This window comes from Flavobacterium sp. 9R, assembly GCF_902506345.1.
Classification (GTDB): Bacteria; Bacteroidota; Bacteroidia; order Flavobacteriales; family Flavobacteriaceae; genus Flavobacterium.
This window is the reverse complement of the sequence record NZ_LR733413.1, coordinates 1,418,359-1,435,333: the sequence shown is the minus strand read 5'-3', so window position 1 is coordinate 1,435,333 and position 16,975 is coordinate 1,418,359. Positions and strand designations below refer to the sequence as shown.

Annotated in this window: 19 protein-coding genes; 7 read left to right on the top strand and 12 right to left on the bottom strand. The window is 34.2% G+C overall.

The features are described 5' to 3' along the window. Positions 1-83 precede the first annotated feature (83 nt). The 3 genes from bshC to FLAVO9AF_RS06345 all read left to right on the top strand — a co-directional run bounded on the left by bshC (position 84) and on the right by FLAVO9AF_RS06345 (position 3,484). Positions 84-1,673, top strand: coding sequence for a bacillithiol biosynthesis cysteine-adding enzyme BshC (gene bshC, locus FLAVO9AF_RS06355; RefSeq protein ID WP_159685884.1), 1,590 nt, complete (start codon positions 84-86; stop codon positions 1,671-1,673). A gap of 14 nt (positions 1,674-1,687) precedes the next feature. Continuing rightward, entirely contained in the window at positions 1,688-2,956 is a 1,269-nt protein-coding gene (locus FLAVO9AF_RS06350; protein WP_159685881.1) for an acyltransferase family protein, read from the top strand. Between the two features lie 108 nt (positions 2,957-3,064). Continuing rightward, complete coding sequence (locus FLAVO9AF_RS06345; protein ID WP_064715300.1) at positions 3,065-3,484, top strand: nucleoside-diphosphate kinase; 420 nt, start codon at positions 3,065-3,067, stop codon at positions 3,482-3,484. A gap of 188 nt (positions 3,485-3,672) precedes the next feature. Here FLAVO9AF_RS06345 and FLAVO9AF_RS06340 read toward each other — a convergent pair whose 3' ends face one another. The 12 genes from FLAVO9AF_RS06340 to FLAVO9AF_RS06285 all read right to left on the bottom strand — a co-directional run bounded on the left by FLAVO9AF_RS06340 (position 3,673) and on the right by FLAVO9AF_RS06285 (position 12,489). Further along, complete coding sequence (locus FLAVO9AF_RS06340; protein WP_159685879.1) at positions 3,673-3,969, bottom strand: DUF721 domain-containing protein; 297 nt, start codon at positions 3,967-3,969, stop codon at positions 3,673-3,675. After that, the gene (locus FLAVO9AF_RS06335; RefSeq protein ID WP_159685876.1) at positions 3,950-4,390 is read right to left on the bottom strand and encodes a hypothetical protein; all 441 of its coding nucleotides are present in this window, start codon (positions 4,388-4,390) and stop codon (positions 3,950-3,952) included. The genes FLAVO9AF_RS06340 and FLAVO9AF_RS06335 overlap by 20 nt, the downstream gene beginning before the upstream one ends. A gap of 458 nt (positions 4,391-4,848) precedes the next feature. Next, on the bottom strand, positions 4,849-5,802 hold the full coding sequence (gene ftsY, locus FLAVO9AF_RS06330; RefSeq protein WP_159685873.1) for a signal recognition particle-docking protein FtsY: 954 nt from the start codon (positions 5,800-5,802) through the stop codon (positions 4,849-4,851). 114 nt (positions 5,803-5,916) lie between these two features. After that, positions 5,917-6,069: a DUF4295 domain-containing protein gene (locus tag FLAVO9AF_RS06325; RefSeq protein WP_066310049.1), complete on the bottom strand. Its 153-nt coding sequence runs from the start codon at positions 6,067-6,069 to the stop codon at positions 5,917-5,919. Positions 6,070-6,138: 69 nt separating this feature from the next. After that, positions 6,139-6,321: a 50S ribosomal protein L33 gene (rpmG, locus tag FLAVO9AF_RS06320; RefSeq protein ID WP_007805817.1), complete on the bottom strand. Its 183-nt coding sequence runs from the start codon at positions 6,319-6,321 to the stop codon at positions 6,139-6,141. Positions 6,322-6,349: 28 nt separating this feature from the next. After that, the gene (gene rpmB, locus FLAVO9AF_RS06315; protein WP_024980263.1) at positions 6,350-6,586 is read right to left on the bottom strand and encodes a 50S ribosomal protein L28; all 237 of its coding nucleotides are present in this window, start codon (positions 6,584-6,586) and stop codon (positions 6,350-6,352) included. A 74-nt stretch (positions 6,587-6,660) separates the two neighbouring features. After that, on the bottom strand, positions 6,661-7,911 hold the full coding sequence (locus FLAVO9AF_RS06310; protein WP_159685870.1) for a CinA family nicotinamide mononucleotide deamidase-related protein: 1,251 nt from the start codon (positions 7,909-7,911) through the stop codon (positions 6,661-6,663). 42 nt (positions 7,912-7,953) lie between these two features. Continuing rightward, complete coding sequence (locus tag FLAVO9AF_RS06305) at positions 7,954-8,298, bottom strand: Hpt domain-containing protein (protein WP_159685868.1); 345 nt, start codon at positions 8,296-8,298, stop codon at positions 7,954-7,956. Beyond that, positions 8,298-8,909 carry a fumarylacetoacetate hydrolase family protein gene (locus FLAVO9AF_RS06300; protein ID WP_159685865.1) on the bottom strand — a complete coding sequence of 204 codons (612 nt, stop codon included), beginning with the start codon at positions 8,907-8,909 and terminating at the stop codon, positions 8,298-8,300. Before FLAVO9AF_RS06300 ends, FLAVO9AF_RS06305 begins: the two co-directional genes overlap by 1 nt. Positions 8,910-8,985: 76 nt before the next feature. Next, the gene (locus FLAVO9AF_RS06295) at positions 8,986-9,756 is read right to left on the bottom strand and encodes a 3'-5' exonuclease (protein ID WP_159685863.1); all 771 of its coding nucleotides are present in this window, start codon (positions 9,754-9,756) and stop codon (positions 8,986-8,988) included. 175 nt (positions 9,757-9,931) lie between these two features. After that, positions 9,932-11,242, bottom strand: a complete 1,311-nt coding sequence (locus FLAVO9AF_RS06290; RefSeq protein ID WP_159685861.1) for a dihydrolipoamide acetyltransferase family protein — start codon at positions 11,240-11,242, stop codon at positions 9,932-9,934. A gap of 83 nt (positions 11,243-11,325) precedes the next feature. Next, the gene (locus FLAVO9AF_RS06285; protein WP_159685857.1) at positions 11,326-12,489 is read right to left on the bottom strand and encodes a glycosyltransferase family 2 protein; all 1,164 of its coding nucleotides are present in this window, start codon (positions 12,487-12,489) and stop codon (positions 11,326-11,328) included. A 115-nt stretch (positions 12,490-12,604) separates the two neighbouring features. On the opposite strand from FLAVO9AF_RS06285, the gene FLAVO9AF_RS06280 reads away from it, so the two are divergent. The 4 genes from FLAVO9AF_RS06280 to FLAVO9AF_RS06265 all read left to right on the top strand — a co-directional run bounded on the left by FLAVO9AF_RS06280 (position 12,605) and on the right by FLAVO9AF_RS06265 (position 16,917). Continuing rightward, the gene (locus FLAVO9AF_RS06280; RefSeq protein WP_159685854.1) at positions 12,605-13,528 is read left to right on the top strand and encodes a T9SS C-terminal target domain-containing protein; all 924 of its coding nucleotides are present in this window, start codon (positions 12,605-12,607) and stop codon (positions 13,526-13,528) included. A 71-nt stretch (positions 13,529-13,599) separates the two neighbouring features. Next, a complete protein-coding gene (locus FLAVO9AF_RS06275) occupies positions 13,600-15,462 on the top strand; it encodes an ABC-F family ATP-binding cassette domain-containing protein (RefSeq protein WP_159685851.1) in 1,863 nt (620 codons plus the stop codon). A gap of 43 nt (positions 15,463-15,505) precedes the next feature. Then, positions 15,506-15,979, top strand: coding sequence for an FKBP-type peptidyl-prolyl cis-trans isomerase (locus FLAVO9AF_RS06270; RefSeq protein ID WP_159685848.1), 474 nt, complete (start codon positions 15,506-15,508; stop codon positions 15,977-15,979). Between the two features lie 158 nt (positions 15,980-16,137). After that, positions 16,138-16,917, top strand: coding sequence for an O-methyltransferase (locus tag FLAVO9AF_RS06265; RefSeq protein WP_159685845.1), 780 nt, complete (start codon positions 16,138-16,140; stop codon positions 16,915-16,917). The last annotated feature ends 58 nt before the right edge of the window (positions 16,918-16,975 follow it).

The following is a 16,975-nucleotide window of genomic DNA, read 5'->3' as shown; positions in this document are numbered from 1 at the left end:
AAGTTAAAATGCATTGCTATTCAAAAAGGGAAGCCATTTAATTCCGCTTTTTTTGGTAATTTAGCCCTAAATCTATTTTAATTATGCCATCCGACTGTATCAGCTTTCAAAATTCAGGGTATTTTTCCTCACTAATCAATGATTATTTAGACCAAAAACCAAACGTACAGCCATTGTACCATCGATTCCCAACTGTTGAAAACTTTGGCCCTCAAATAGAAGAAAAGAAAGCCAACTTCGAAGACAATAAAAGAGCCGTTTTAGTTGCTGCTCTAGAAGCCCAATATGCTAAAATCAATGCTTCATCGGCAACTTTAAACAACATCAACCTTTTAAATCATTCCAATACCTATACCATTACAACAGGTCATCAACTGAATTTATTCAGCGGACCTTTGTATTTTCTATATAAAATCATTTCGACCATCAATCTGACTAAGGAATTACAACAAAAATATCCTGAACAAAATTTTGTCCCAGTCTATTGGATGGCTACCGAAGACCATGATTTTGAAGAAATCAATTACTTTACTTTCAAAGGAAAAAAATTCTGTTGGAACAGAGAAAGTACTGGACCAGTAGGACGTTTAACCACTGAAGGTCTCGAAGATTTTTTAGCGATTTTTGCACTAGAGTTAGGAAGTAGTACCAATGCCGAAACGCTAAAAACACTATTTCAAGAAGCCTATTTGAAGCATACCAATCTAGCAGACGCGACCAGATATTTGGCCAATGCTTTATTTGGTCACTACGGATTAGTCATTTTGGATGCTGATGATGCCAATTTAAAAAGACAATTTATTCCGTTTGTTGAGGAAGAGTTGAAACATCAAACGGCTTTTTCAAAAGTGAATGAAACTATTGAGCAATTTGGTAACTATACCGTTCAAGTCAATCCTCGTGAAATCAATTTGTTTTTTATTGAAGATGACTTGAGAGAGCGTATTATTTTTGAAGATGGATTGTACAAAATAAACAATACTAAACGCCATTTTTCAGAACAAGAACTGCTCGCCGAACTGGAACTTCATCCCGAAAAATTTAGTCCAAATGTAGTGATGCGTCCTTTATATCAGGAAGTTATTCTACCCAATCTAGCCTATATTGGTGGTGGTGGAGAAATAGCCTATTGGTTAGAGCTAAAATCATTTTTTGATGCGGTAAAAGTGACTTTTCCAATGCTTATTGTGCGTAACTCCGTAGTTTTAGCTACTGAAAAACAGCTAAAAAAAGCCGATGCCTTAGCCTTGACTTGGAGCGATTTATTCCAAAAACAAAACCGTTTAATCAACAACAAAACCAAACAATTATCGGAATTTGCAATCGATTTGAGCGATTTGAAACAGCAATTACAACAGCAGTTTCAAACCCTAAACGAACTCGCTTCCAAAACCGACCGTTCTTTTGAAGGTGCCGTAAAAGCGCAAGAAGTAAAACAAACTAAAGGTCTCGAACAGCTAGAAAAAAGATTACTAAAAGCACAAAAACGAAAATTAGCCGATAGTTTGAACCGAATCACGGCACTTCAAAATGAACTTTTCCCCAACCAAAGTTTGCAAGAACGCCAAGCTAATTTTGCTGAATTTTATTTAGAAAATGGCGAGCAACTACTTCCTAAATTGGTTGATGAAATAAAACCTTTGTCTACCAATTTTACCATTATTACCTTTTAAAACCTACTTTTTTCATGAGCAAAGACCGACTGATTTCATTGGATGTATTTCGAGGATTTACTATTTTATTAATGACTGTTGTCAATAATCCTGGAAGTTGGTCCACGATTTATGCTCCCTTACAACACGCAGAATGGCACGGCTGTACTCCAACCGATTTGGTATTTCCATTTTTTGTTTTCATCATGGGAACCGCCATTGCTTTTGCCATGCCAACTAAAACCTATGATAGTTCAACCTTCAACAAAATCTTTGTTCGTTCATTGCGGATGATAAACCTAGGTTTGTTCTTTAACTTTTTCGGTAAAATTCAGTTTTTAGACCTTGAAGGAACACCATTAATGATTATTCGTCTACTTATAACTGCTATTGTTGGTTATGCTTTAATGGGGAATTTCAATCAAAAAACCAAAACCTATTTGGCCATTGGATGTTTTATTCTTTTTATGTTCCTTGCTTACAGCGGTATCCCAGCTTATGAAAACGTACGTCTTCCTGGGGTTTTGCAGCGTATCGGAATTATATATTTCATCGCTTCTCTTTTGTATTTAAAAACCACTCCCAAAATTCAAGTCATCGTTAGCAGTGTTTTACTATTGGGCTATTGGGCACTAATGACTCTAGTTCCTGCGCCAGGCTTTGCACTTACCAATCTCGAAAAAGGAACCAATTTAGCTACTTGGGTGGACCAAATGTTGTTATCAGGACATGTTTGGGAAGCTACCAAAACTTGGGATCCTGAAGGAGTTTTAAGTACTATCCCTGCTATAGTAACAGGCTTATTAGGCCTTCAAATTGGGCAATTACTCAACATAAATGCATCCAAAAAAGCAAAAGCACAAAAAATGCTGAGCATTGGAGCACTATTACTGCTCTTGGGTTGGCTTTGGAATTTTGTTTTCCCAATCAATAAAGCCTTATGGACCAGTTCGTATGTACTTTATACCGCTGGATTGGCCACGCTTATCTTGACGATTTTATACTATTGCATCGACCTACTCAATTTCAAAAAAGGAATCACGTTATTTTTGGTTTGGGGAGTTAATCCTATGATTGTTTTCTTTTTATCGCAAATCATTCCTCAAGCTTTGGTAATGATTTCGGTACAAAATCCAAAAGATAAAACTCCAATCGACTTTTGGACCTACAGTTATGAATTTGGAGTTTTGCCTCATTTCCAAAATCCAATGAATGCTTCGCTGGCCTTTGCTTTGCTTTATGTAGGTTTTTGGAGTCTTTTATTGTGGTATTTCTACCAAAAGAAACAGTTTTTTAAAGTATAATCACACTATTTTATCGCATAATCAAAAAATTGACTTAAAAATGACAATTTCACAAATTGTATTTGCAAAAAAAGTCTATTTTTGCACCAAATTTTAAAAAACCAAAAAATGGCTACAAATAGAACTTTTACAATGATTAAGCCTGATGCTGTAGAAAACGGACACATCGGAAACATCTTAGCAATGATTACTAACGCAGGTTTCAAAATTGTTTCTTTGAAATTAACGCAATTGACTGTTGCTGACGCACAAGCATTTTACGCAGTACACTCAGCTAGACCTTTCTTTGGAGAATTAGTAGAATTCATGACTCGTGGTCCTATTGTTGCTGCCATTTTAGAAAAAGAAAATGCAGTGGAAGATTTCAGAACTTTAATTGGAGCAACTAATCCAGCTGAAGCTGCTGAAGGAACTATCCGTAAAGCTTACGCAACTTCTATCGGAGAAAATGCAGTTCACGGTTCTGATAGCGACGAAAATGCTGCTATCGAAGGTGCTTTCCACTTTGCTGGAAGAGAGCAATTCTAATTAGTAATCAGTGATCAGTTTTTAGTAGGCAGTAAAATGCACTAAAAATAGTTATCTCATAAAAAAAATCCCATTTTGCTATAAACAAAATGGGATTTTTTATTACCTAAAAATTATAATTCAATAAACGGGATTTAGTAACTACAGTAAATTGAACACTAAATTACTGAACACTGAACACTTTTACTTTATCTCAACACCACGTCTCTAACCACATCACGACGCAATTCCTCATTAATCATCGCAATTATTTTCGATTTCCCGTGGCTCAATTCTTCCCGTAAAACAGAAGAAGACAATTCAACATACAAAACGGACCCTTTCAAAATCACATTTTTGGTATAATGATTCACACCGTTCCCCATCAAATTTTTCCAAGCTTCACGTACATCAATCTGGTTAAGTCCCGTTTGCAGTTTATTAACTTCAATAATATGCTTCAAGACATCACCTACCGTATTCTGATCATTTAGTCGTTTTGCCATTGTCAATAATTTTTATCGGACCTGTTTTTTTATAGTGATACTCTTTTTGCTCTGCATTCCTCAAGACCAATTCCTTTGCATCAATCCTTACCAATTCCTCTGACCATTGCGCAAAATCAGTCTTGAAATCAAGAAAAATTTGATCATCTTTCTCTCGAATACGAATCGTTTCTACCAAATCATTCGCCTGAAACGTACCGTCCAATTGCGGCATTACTTTCTTTCTAAATCCGGTATCGCCTTTAATTTCAAAATAATCAAAACTATCATTGCTCGGGTATTCTTTATCTTCACCTTCCTCGAAAACCACTCTCTCAATCTCCCAATACCCATTCAACAAAGTCACCGAATCCTTCTCAACTTTAGGTTGGCACCCTAAAAAAAACAAACAAAGGGTTACTACTACAACTACTTTTTTCATATTATATTGACTTTTTTTTTTAGGAGCTACTTCCTGCTGTCCACTATATCTTGTCGTCCCGAACCCCGGGACCACAAGGATGCCGTTCCCATCAGGGCTAGAAAAACAGTGCACAACAACACGTCTGCTCTAATTACAAAGTACGCGTAAATCAAGTAAAGAAACAAAGAAAAAGAGTTCGCATTCCACATTTTAAAACAAAAGGGAAAGTAACAAAAAGAAAAATTAAAAAGATGAAAAAACAATAAACTAGTACAAAAAAAGCAAGGAAAAATCAGCTTTTATCAAATTTTACTTAGCACTAAACTTCTTGTAAATACCTATTAAAAAAAGAACCACACCAACTCCTAGAAAAAAGCCATACGCATAATCCATTTTGCCTCTAACAAAATTCGCTAGGACAAGACAAATCATACTGATGAAGTACAAATATAAAGGACTCAAATTTTTCATATAAATTATTTAAAGAAAGAATCTACAAACTCAAACTTATTAAAGACTTGCAAATCTTCAATTCCCTCACCTACTCCAATATATTTTACAGGAATCTGGAACTGATCCGAAATACCAATCACAACGCCACCTTTGGCCGTTCCGTCTAATTTCGTAACTGCAAGAGAAGTAACTTCGGTAGCAGCTGTAAATTGTTTGGCTTGTTCAAAAGCGTTTTGGCCTGTAGAACCATCTAGTACCAAAAGTACATCATGAGGCGCATCAGCAACCACTTTTTGCATCACACGTTTCACTTTTGATAGCTCATTCATTAAATTGATTTTATTATGCAAACGTCCAGCAGTATCAATAATCACAATATCGGCATTTTGAGCCACCGCTGATTGCAAAGTATCAAAAGCTACAGAAGCTGGGTCACTTCCCATCTCCTGACGCACTATAGGCACTCCAACACGATCTGCCCAAATTTGTAACTGATCGATAGCTGCCGCACGGAAAGTATCCGCCGCACCTAGAACTACATTGTACCCTGACTTCTTAAACTGATAAGCCAATTTACCAATAGTAGTGGTCTTACCCACTCCATTCACACCAACCACCATCAATACATAAGGTTTAGTATTGATTGGAACCACAAATTCTGTAGCTTCACCATTATTGGTTTCAGATAACAAACCAGCAATTTCTTCCTGAAGAATTGCATTTAACTCATCAACTCCTAAATATTTATCTGCTGCAACACGATTTTCAATACGTGTAATAATTTTCAAAGTAGTAGCAACTCCAACATCCGAAGCTACTAAAATCTCTTCTAAATTATCCAATACATCATCATCAACCTTTGACTTTCCAGCAACGGCTTTCGTTAATTTAGTAAAAAAGTTAACTTTCGTTTTTTCAAGACCTTTATCTAAAGTCTCTTTCTTTTCAGTAGAAAATATACGTTTAAAAAAACTCATGGGGTAGTTATTTATAAATACAATAAAAAGGCAATCACTCACTTAGAGCGTAAATATAAAAAATAAAAAAGCTACTTCCGAATGAAAGTAGCTTATGTATAATGTGTGTATGAATTATTTCTTTTTCAAAAATTCATCAACAGCTTCAGGAGCCATAATTGATTCTACGAATGTATATGCACCAGTCTTAGGAGATTTCACCATTTTGATGGCTTTTGATAATCTCTTAGAAGCGGTTTGTAACGATGCTACGGTTTTCTTTGCCATGATTTAAATGTTTTTTATATTTTAATAAATTTCTAATTTTTAAAAACTAGAGGCTATTAAAATCTTTAATTATTTAATTTCTTTGTGAACAGTTACACGTTTCAAGATTGGATTAAATTTTTTAATCTCTAATCTATCTGGAGTATTTTTTTTGTTCTTTGTTGTTATATATCTTGAAGTTCCCGCAACACCAGTTGTTTTGTGCTCAGTACATTCTAAAATTACTTGGATTCTATTACCTTTCTTTGCCATCTTGCTATATATTTATTTAGGAAAAAGATTATTTTATAAATCCTTCAGACTGCGCTTTTTTCAAAACAGCTGCAATTCCATTTTTGTTAATTGTTTTTATCGTAGATGCTGCTACTCTAAGAGTAATCCATCTATCTTCTTCTGGAAGATAAAAACGCTTTTTCACTAAGTTTACAGAAAACTTTCTCTTAGTTTTATTCATAGCGTGAGAAACGTTATTTCCTACCATCGCTCTTTTACCTGTAAGGTCACAAACTCTTGACATTATGCTTATCTTTTATCGTTATTCAAAATCAGGGTGCAAAGAAAAGAAAAATAAACGGATGAAACAAAAAATAATTACACAATTTTTAAAATTTCTTTTTGCAACATTTCCAAACTCTTAGTAACCGCTCTATCTATTACTTTTTCTCGGGGTTGACCAAAATTAAAGCCCTCAACTATGACACCATTAGGTGTGGCCAAAGCAATAAAAACGCTACCAACACTAGCATCCGAATCCCCTTTTGATGGTCCAGCATTACCAGTTGTAGCAATTGCATAATCAGTTTCGAAGATTTTTTGACAATTTATTGCCATTTCTTTTGCTACTTCTGCACTAACAACACTATACGCTTCTATAGTCGACAAAGAGACTTCTAACAACTTCGTTTTCATCTCGGTAGCATAAGCCACCACACTCCCTTTAAAATAATTTGAAGCACCTGGAAAACCTGTAATTAAGTGTGCAATTTTCCCTCCCGTGCAACTTTCTGCTGTAGCTAAAGTCTTATTTTTTTGAGTTAATTTTTTCCCAATTACAAACTCTAAAGTTTCCTCTTCATCAAAACCAACAATAATATCCCCAATTAGCGCACTCAAAGCGGCTAATCGAATTTCTAATTCAGTTTCCAGAATTTGTTTATCCTTTCCTTTTGCTGTTAACCGCAGCCGAACCCTTCCTGGCGCTGGCAAATACGCTAATTTTATAAAACTTGGCAAATCATTCTCCCAATCTTCTATACGTTCCGCTACCAAACTTTCACCTTGGCCATAAGTCAAAACGGTTTTATGAATAATAAAAGGTCGCTCATATTCTTTAACAAGCTTAGGCACCAATTGATAATCTACTAAATACTTCATTTCATAAGGAACTCCTGGCAAAGAAACAAAGAGCGTTTGTTCTTTTTTAATCCACATTCCCGGCGCAGTACCAACTTCATTATGCAAAACAGTACACTTTGAAGGCACCAAAGCCTGATCAATATTCATTTGCGAAGCTTTTCGTTGTAGCGCTTTCTCTATAAGTGCAATCACATGAGCTTCTACAGCACTATCTCGAACTAATACATCATCAAAATAGTCACAAATTGTTTTCTTAGTGATGTCATCTTTTGTAGGACCCAATCCTCCAGTTATAACTACAATATCAACATTGTTCTGCAAATAAAGAAAAGCATCCAATATAGCTTGTTTGTCATCACTAATAGACAACATTTCTTTTATCTCAATTCCTATGCGATCCAAAGCTTTGGCAATATAACCAGAATTGGTATCAACAATTTGACCAATAAGAATTTCGTCACCGATAGTAATTATGGCTGCTTTCATTTAATAGTAAATAAATTATGGATAGAGAAAAATTAAAAAAAACTATAAATCAAAATCTTTCTTGATTTCCTTAACAGCTTCTTTTACACGCTTTTTTATACTTTTAAAAGTCTCAATAATATCTTTTTTTCTTCCCTCTACTTTTGTCCAAGCTTCTACTTGAAGTATTTCCTCGAAAGCAACATTCAAACCAATTAAATCTAAAGTAGGCTTGATTTTATGTGCAAACGCATAGGCTTGTTTGTGGTCTTTATTATTAATTCCCTCTTTGATTTTTTTTAAATCTTCTGGAACTTCAGTAACAAATAAGATCAAAATTTGCTTCACAAATTCTGGATCATTATCGGAAAGTGCATACACTTTGGAGAGGTTGTATTTTAAAGCCATTATTTTACTTGTATTCTAAATAGTTGTTGTCCTTCTAAAAATCCTTCTAAAATATCATTTGGACGAACGGATGCTACTCCTGCTGGCGTACCAGTAAAAATAATGTCTCCAATTTTCAAAGTAAAAAACTGAGAAACGTAAGCAATCAACTCGTCAATCGCCCATAACATATGACTTGAACAGCCTTTTTGAACTGTTTGCCCGTTATTGGTCAACTCAAATGTAAGATTTTCTAATGAACTAAATTGCGTTTTGGGTAAAAATTCTCCAATCACCGACGATCCATCAAAAGCCTTTGCTTTTTCCCAAGGCAACCCTTTTTGTTTTAGTTTTTCCTGTAAATCTCTTGCTGTAAAATCGATTCCAACACTAATTTCATCATAATATTTATGTGCAAACTTAGGTTCGATGTATTTTCCAACTTTACTAATTTTTACAATCAACTCAATTTCGTGATGAATATCTTCCGAAAATTCTGGAATCACAAATGGATGCTGCTTTAGCAAAATAGCCGAATCAGGTTTCATAAAAACCACCGGTTCCGTTGGTCGTTCGTTTTTCAACTCTTCTATATGGTTGGCATAATTTCTGCCGATACAGATTATTTTCATATTCTTAGTGAATAGTAATTAATGAATAGTAATTAGCAAACAAACGCTATTCACCAATTACTCTTCACTAATCACTCTATTTAGTGTTTAACTTTCTTAATTTAATGGCCGTAAGCACTTTTTTGGTATACAAAGGAAAATCAGCATTTTGAATCCAACTAAAATAACCTGGCTCAGCTTCTAACACCTTTTCAACCTTAACACCTTTGTGTTTGCCGAAGGTAAAAATCTCTTCATTGTCTTTATCAAAAGCTATCATTCCAGCAAAATCGGCTATTTTTTTTCGAGTTGTGAACTCTGACAAAGCCTTCATATCATTCTCTAGCTCAGGATACCTATCCAATTGTGCTTTTAAAATTTCATAGGTCGCCATAGTATCCGCCTCAGCAGAGTGGGCATTTTCGAGGGAATTCCCAGTATAAAACTTTAAAGCTGCTGCTAATGTTCTCTCTTCTTTTTTATGAAAAATAGTCTGAACATCAACTGATACGCGATTTTTCATATCAAAATCTACTCCTGCCCTTAACAACTCTTCAGCCAATAAAGGTATATCAAAACGATCTGAATTGAATCCCGCCAAATCACTGTCTTTAATCATCAAATGCACTTGAGATGCTAATTCTTTAAAAGTAGGTTCATTGGCCACTTTCTCATTGGTAATACCGTGTACCGCAGTAGATTCAGAAGGAATAGGAATTGTTGGATTTACCAACCAAGTTTTACTTTCTTTGTTTCCGTTTGGAAAAACTTTAAAAATTGAAATTTCTACAATACGATCTTTCCCAATATCAATGCCTGTTGTTTCCAGATCGAAAAAACAAATTGGTCTATTTAGTTTCAGTTCCATTTTTGGTATTTATAAGGCTGCAAATATAAATCTTTATAAACGATTAAAGAACACACATTTACAACAATTAAAAGAAAAAAAATAGTATGAAGAGCTAATGCAAAAAAAATAACTAAAAAAAAACCGACAAATGAATTACTCATTGTCGGTTTTAACTATTAGTATCGTAAAGCGATTAAAAATCTCTATTCACATCAAAAGCTTCTAAATATTCAGCAACTCGCTTAACAAAACTTCCTCCCAAAGCTCCGTCTACCACTCTATGGTCGTAAGAATGAGACAAGAACATTTTTTGACGAATTCCAATAAAATCTCCTTCTGGTGTTTCAATAACCGCAGGCACTTTTCTAATGGCACCTAAAGCTAAAATTCCAACTTGTGGCTGATTGATAATTGGTGTTCCAAAAACAGAACCAAAAGTCCCCACATTAGTAACTGTATAAGTTCCTCCTTGCGTATCGTCTGGTTTTAATTTTCCAGCTTTAGCACGATTTCCTAAATCATTTACCGCTTTAGCCATTCCAACTAAATTCAATTGGTCTGCATTTTTGATAACAGGAACAATTAAATTTCCGTTTGGTAAAGCTGCTGCCATACCTAAATTGATGTTTTTCTTTTTGATGATAAAATCACCATCAACAGAAATATTCATACCTGGAAAATCTTTTAATGCTTTGGCAACCGCTTCCATAAATATAGGGGTAAAAGTCAATTTCTCACCTTCTCTCTTTTCAAAAGCGGATTTAACTTTGTCTCTCCATTTTACAATATTCGTCACGTCAACCTCAATAAATGACTGTACGTGAGCCGAAGTTTGAACAGAAGCCACCATATAACCAGATATTAGCTTACGCATTCTATCCATTTCTACAATTTCCTCTCCTCCATTAACAGAAACTGGAGCTGCTTTTGCCGCTACTGGTGTCGCCACAGGTGCGATGGTATCAACCATTAAGGATGGCGTTGCAGTAACTTTAGGTTGATTTCCTCTATTTTTAATGTATTCTAAAATATCTGCTTTGGTAATTCTTCCTTCTTTTCCTGTTCCAGAAATAGTCTGAAGTTCTGCAATAGAAATACCTTCTTCTTTAGCTATATTTTTAACCAAAGGCGATAAAAACTTATCCGATTCGGTAAAATCTACTGGAGCAAGTACCGTTTCTTTGGCTACTTCTATCGCTTTTTCGATAGCTACTGCTTCTTCTGGTACTTCATTAGCAACAACAGATTCTGTAACTGCACCACCTTCGGTTTCAATAATAGCAATTGTTTGCCCTACTTGAACCAAATCATTTACCTGAAATAATTGCTCAACCAATACTCCCGAAACTTCACTTGGAACTTCACTATCCACTTTATCTGTTGCAATTTCTAAAACTGCTTCATCCGCTTCAATTTTGTCTCCAACTTGTTTCAACCAATTGGTAATAGTTGCTTCTGCAACACTTTCTCCCATTTTTGGAAGCTTTAATTCAAATCTTGCCATATTATTAACCTAAAAGGTGATTTTTATTTTCTGCTTGCGAAATTAATAAATAATTTAAATATAAATTACATTTAATGTAATTTTTACCGAATTTCTATAATCGTACCTCTTTCGTTATTATTATTGCTTCCTATCAAAAAATTAGAACTTTTTGGGATAATTTTAAAAGTAAACCCTTGGTTCTTTAACGATTCTAAAATTGAGATACAATCCTTAAAAGAGATATGTGAATTATCTAAAAGTATTTCTACGCTTTCATTTGTTTTAAAAAGAGACGAATTTACCATTTTTTCTCCTTCAAAAAGTCTAAAAACTACTTTTTTTCCCAAAACAGATTCTAATTCTCCCACTAATTTATCATTTGAAGACAACAACAAATAATGATTTGGCGCTTTGATTTTTTTGGATTTTCCTTGTATTCTTTTTAATGCCGAAAAAAAGAAAATCCCTATCTGCATAAAAAACTCGAAGAAAAACGGAACCTTAAAATGTTTTTGATAAAAAAAACGCATCGCTTGCTGAAAGCGCTTCATATAAGCGCCGTCTTTGATGGTACTTTCACCTTTATAATGCAAAACAGTAGTATCGTGAAAATAAAAATTGTCTTTCCCTTTTTGTGATACCTGATACGACAAATCAATATCATCGGAGTACATAAAGCAGTTTTCATCGAATCCGCCCACTTCAAGATACATTTCACGTGACATAAACATAAAAGCACCGACCAATATATCTACTTTGCCTGTTTGATTTGAACCAAGATGAGAAGCATAATACTTTGTAAAGAGAGAGACCTTAGGAAAACATCGATACAAACCCATTATTTTTGTAAAAGCTACCCAAGGTGTTGGAATCCCGCGTTTACTTTCGGGTAAAAAATTACCTGAACCATCAACCAATTTTACTCCGATAATCCCAAGATTTTTTTGTGCTTTGGCAAAAGCCAATACTTTTACAAAAGTATCCTCAGCAACTACAGTGTCTGGGTTCAAAATACAGATATACTCCCCTTGAGCTGCTGCTACTCCAATATTATTCCCTTTTGCGAAGCCAATATTACCAGCATTTCTAATAAGTGTTACCTCTGGAAAACGCGTTTGCATCATAGCACAACTATCATCTGAAGAGGCATTATCTACAACAATAATTTCCCCTTCAATGTTTTCTAGTGCTTTTTGAACACTAAGTACACATTGTTCTAAGAAATAGCGAACGTTGTAATTGAGTATGATAATAGATAGTTGCATAATACAAATGTAATTTGATAACCTTCTTTTAAAAATTTAAATAATAATTCTTATCCAGAAAAAAAATGCCACAAATGTATTTGTTTATTTTTACAACATCATTCGAAAAAATACTATGAAGAATTTTTTATTTATATTGTTTTGTATTTCAATATCCTACAGCCAAAGCTACACACATAGCAATAGCAAAGAGACACCTTCTAGTATAAAAACAATAAAAATAAAGTCATCCGTAAAATTATCAGATACGATAAAAGAAACGTCCGGCTTATTGTTCTTTGACAATCAAATATGGACACATAATGACGATAGCGATGCTACAATTTATGGACTGAATACTTCAGGTGCAATTCAGAAAAAAATCACGCTCAAACAAATCAAGAACAAAGATTGGGAGGCTATCACTCAAGATAGTTTATACATTTATATAGGTAACTTTGGCAACAATTACAGAGGCAATAGAAATGATTTATGCATTTACAGAATTGAAAAAAAATCGTTTTATGACACCACACCCATCATTGACACTATCGCTTTTTCGTATGCTAAACAAACAGATTTCTCTGTTCAAAAAGCAAATACTACCAACTTTGATTGTGAAGCCTTTGTAATTTTAAAAGACAGTATTTATTTGTTTACCAAAGAATGGAGTTCAAGAAAAACCAGCATCTATTCTGTACCAAAAACACCTGGGAATTATACAGCGCAGCACCAAGAAACACTTAACGTAAAAGGATTAATTACAGACGCAACTTTATTACCAACAAAAAACGGAATCGTTCTATGTGGTTATTCCAAAACACTTCAGCCCTTTATTTTTGTGATTGATGATTATCAAAATAATGCCTTTTGGAAAGGTAAAAAACGTAAAATAAAAATTAAACTTCCGTTTCATCAAATTGAAGGAATCACAACCGATGACGGCAAAATATTTTATCTAACCAATGAAGCAACTATAAAAAAACCTTTTATAAACACTTCTCCTCAATTGCATACTATCGATTTAAATAGCTTTTTAAAGCCACAAAACCAGAAGTAACAGCTAACCATTTGAATAGTAAGGATAGCAACTTCCGTTTTAAAAACTTACTTTTGCAAAAAATTACACTCGTGAATTACCTTTCTGTAGAAAATATATCAAAATCTTTTGGAGAACGAACACTCTTTAAAGACATTTCGTTCGGAATCAACAAAGACCAAAAAATTGCTTTTATTGCTAAAAATGGTTCTGGAAAAACAACAATAATGAGCATTATTAATGGTCTTGATGAACCTGATACTGGGCAAGTTGTTTTAAGAAAAAGCATCAGAATGGCTTTTTTATCTCAGGATAATAAATTACAAGACGAATTAACAATCGAGGAAAGTATTTTTGCTTCCGATAACGAAAGCTTGAAAGTTATTGAAGCCTACGAAAAAGCACTAGAAAACCCAGAAGACGAAGAAGCTTACCAAAAGGCTTTCGATGCTATGGACCGTCATAATGCTTGGGATTTTGAAACACAATACAAACAAATCTTGTTCAAATTAAAGCTGGAGGACTTCAAACTTAAAGTAAAAAGTCTCTCTGGTGGCCAAAAAAAGCGATTATCCTTAGCTATTATCTTGATTAATCGACCTGATTTATTGATTCTTGACGAACCAACGAATCACCTCGATTTGGAAATGATTGAATGGTTGGAGAGCTATTTTGCAAAAGAAAACATCACCTTGTTTATGGTTACACACGACCGTTTCTTTTTGGAGCGCGTATGCAATGAAATCATTGAACTCGACAACGGAAAAATATACCAATACAAAGGCAATTATTCTTATTATTTAGAAAAGAAAGAAGAACGTATTGCCTCTGAAAATGCTAGTGTAGATAAAGCTCAAAATTTATTCGTCAAAGAGCTTGAATGGATGCGTCGTCAACCAAAAGCAAGAACTACAAAATCCAAATCACGTCAAGACGATTTTTATGTAATTAAAGAAAAAGCACAAAGTCGTAGAAAAGAAAACGTAGTTGAACTCGAAATTAATATGGAGCGAATGGGAAGCAAAATCGTAGAGCTTCATAAAATTTCCAAAAAGTTCAAGGACCACGTTATTCTGGATAATTTTAGTTATGATTTTCAACGTGGTGAACGTATCGGAATTATTGGCAAAAACGGAACTGGGAAATCAACCTTTTTAAATCTACTTACTGGTACACTTCCTTTAGACAACGGAAAAGTAGTGGTTGGAGACACAATCAAAATTGGATATTACACACAAAGCGGTATCAACCCAAAACCAGGACAACGAGTAATTGATGTAATCAAAGAGTACGGAGAATTCATCCCTTTAGCCAAAGGAAGAATGATTTCAGCTTCTCAATTATTGGAACGTTTTCTATTTGATGCAAAAAAACAATACGATTATGTAGAAAAATTGAGTGGAGGCGAATTAAAACGATTGTATTTATGCACCGTTTTGATTCAGAATCCAAACTTTTTGATTCTGGACGAACCAACAAATGATTTAGACATTGTAACGCTGAATGTCTTAGAAAGTTTTCTTTTAGATTACCCAGGTTGTTTGGTGGTTGTATCGCACGATCGTTATTTTATGGATAAAATCGTAGACCAACTATTTGTATTTAGAGGACAAGGCGAAATAGAAACTTTCCCAGGAAATTACTCTGACTTTAGAGCTTATGAAGACAGTAACGATGTAATTCAAAAAGAAGACAATAAAGCAGAAAAAAAAGAATGGAAACAAAATAATCCATCGGGAAATTTAACGTTCAACGAACAAAAAGAGTTCCAAAAAATTGAACGCGAAATCAAAGATTTAGAAATCGATAAGTCCAAAATTGAACAGCTTTTTTCAGACGGAAAAGTTGCCGATACAGAAATCGAGAAAAAAGCCAAAGAACTAGAAAACATCATCAAAAAAATTGAAAGCAAAGAAGAACGCTGGTTTGAACTTTCAGCCAAATTAGAAGGATAAACTTTATATCCTAATTTCATTAATTAACAATTTAATCAAAATTATGACAAAGAAAATCTTCACATTGTTTGCCTTTTTACTATTATTTTCTTGCTCTGACTCTGAGCCGATTGCTCCGTCTGAAACGGTAGATTACACCGCAAAAAATGAACAAGAAATAAAAGAATACTTAACAAAAAACAATATCACGACAGCACAACGCACAGATTCTGGATTGTACTACACTATCTCAGAACAAGGCACAGGTACTAATCCTACAGTAAGCTCAAATGTTACTGTGGCCTACAAAGGTTACTTGACCAATGGGCAGGTTTTTGACCAAAGCACCACAGCTGGTGTAGCATTTCCTTTGTCGAACTTGATAAAAGGCTGGCAAGAAGGCATTCCATTCTTTAAACCAGGTGGAAAAGGGGTGTTATTTATTCCAGCACACTTAGGTTATGGCGGAAGACCTCAAGGTCCGATTCCAGCGGGTTCTGTGATAATTTTTGAAATCCATTTGATTTCGGTAAACTAATTCTGAAACTAAAAAACATAGTAAAGTCACAACTAAAATTATTTTGTTGTGGCTTTTTTTTGCACTTAGATTTAAATTGTTCTTTTTTGTGCTTTTCTTTGTAACAGGAGATGAATGGTTATTTTAAACTTTCAACTATTAAAATCTTTTGACACAACATGCTTTTTCAAATAAAATCCTATTTACTTTTCCTTTGGAACTCCAAGAATGAACACGGTGTACATTCGCCTTTCGTTTTTTCTTTAGTCACAAAATGTTTTTATGACAAAAAAAACAAACCCGAGTATGCCATAATAAAACACTACAGAAAAGCATTATTAGAAAACAAAAACACTATCGATGTTACTGATTTTGGCGCAGGTTCAAGAGTTTTAAAATCCAACAAAAGGCAGATTTCAAGAATTGCAAAAACAGCTGGTATTTCATCAAAACGAGCCAAGTTATTATTCCGAATAACACGGTATTTTCAGCCAAAATCAATTTTGGAAATCGGTACTTCCTTGGGATTGGCGACTTCTGCTCTAGCTTTAGGCAATCCAAAGGCCAAGCTAACGACTCTAGAGGGCTGTCCCGAAACTTCAAAAATAGCCAAAGAGCAATTTCAACAATTCAACTTTAACGCAATTGAATCAATTACTAGTCAATTCGAATCTTTCTTGAATGCTGATAATCTCTATTTAAAAAACTATGACCTTATTTACTTTGACGGCAATCATTCGAAAAAAGCAACTTTAACCTACTTTGAACAATTATTACCAACCGTAAACAATGAAACCCTTTGGATTTTTGACGATATTCATTGGTCAAATGATATGGAAGAAGCTTGGGAACAAATAAAAGAACACCCAAAAGTTCGAGTTACAATAGACACCTTTCAGTGGGGATTTGTTTTTTTTAGAGAAGAGCAAGCCAAAGAACATTTTACAATTCGCTTATAAAAACATTAAAATTACCATAAAGTTGTAACGGAAATCAAATTCGGTCAACTAATGAAAA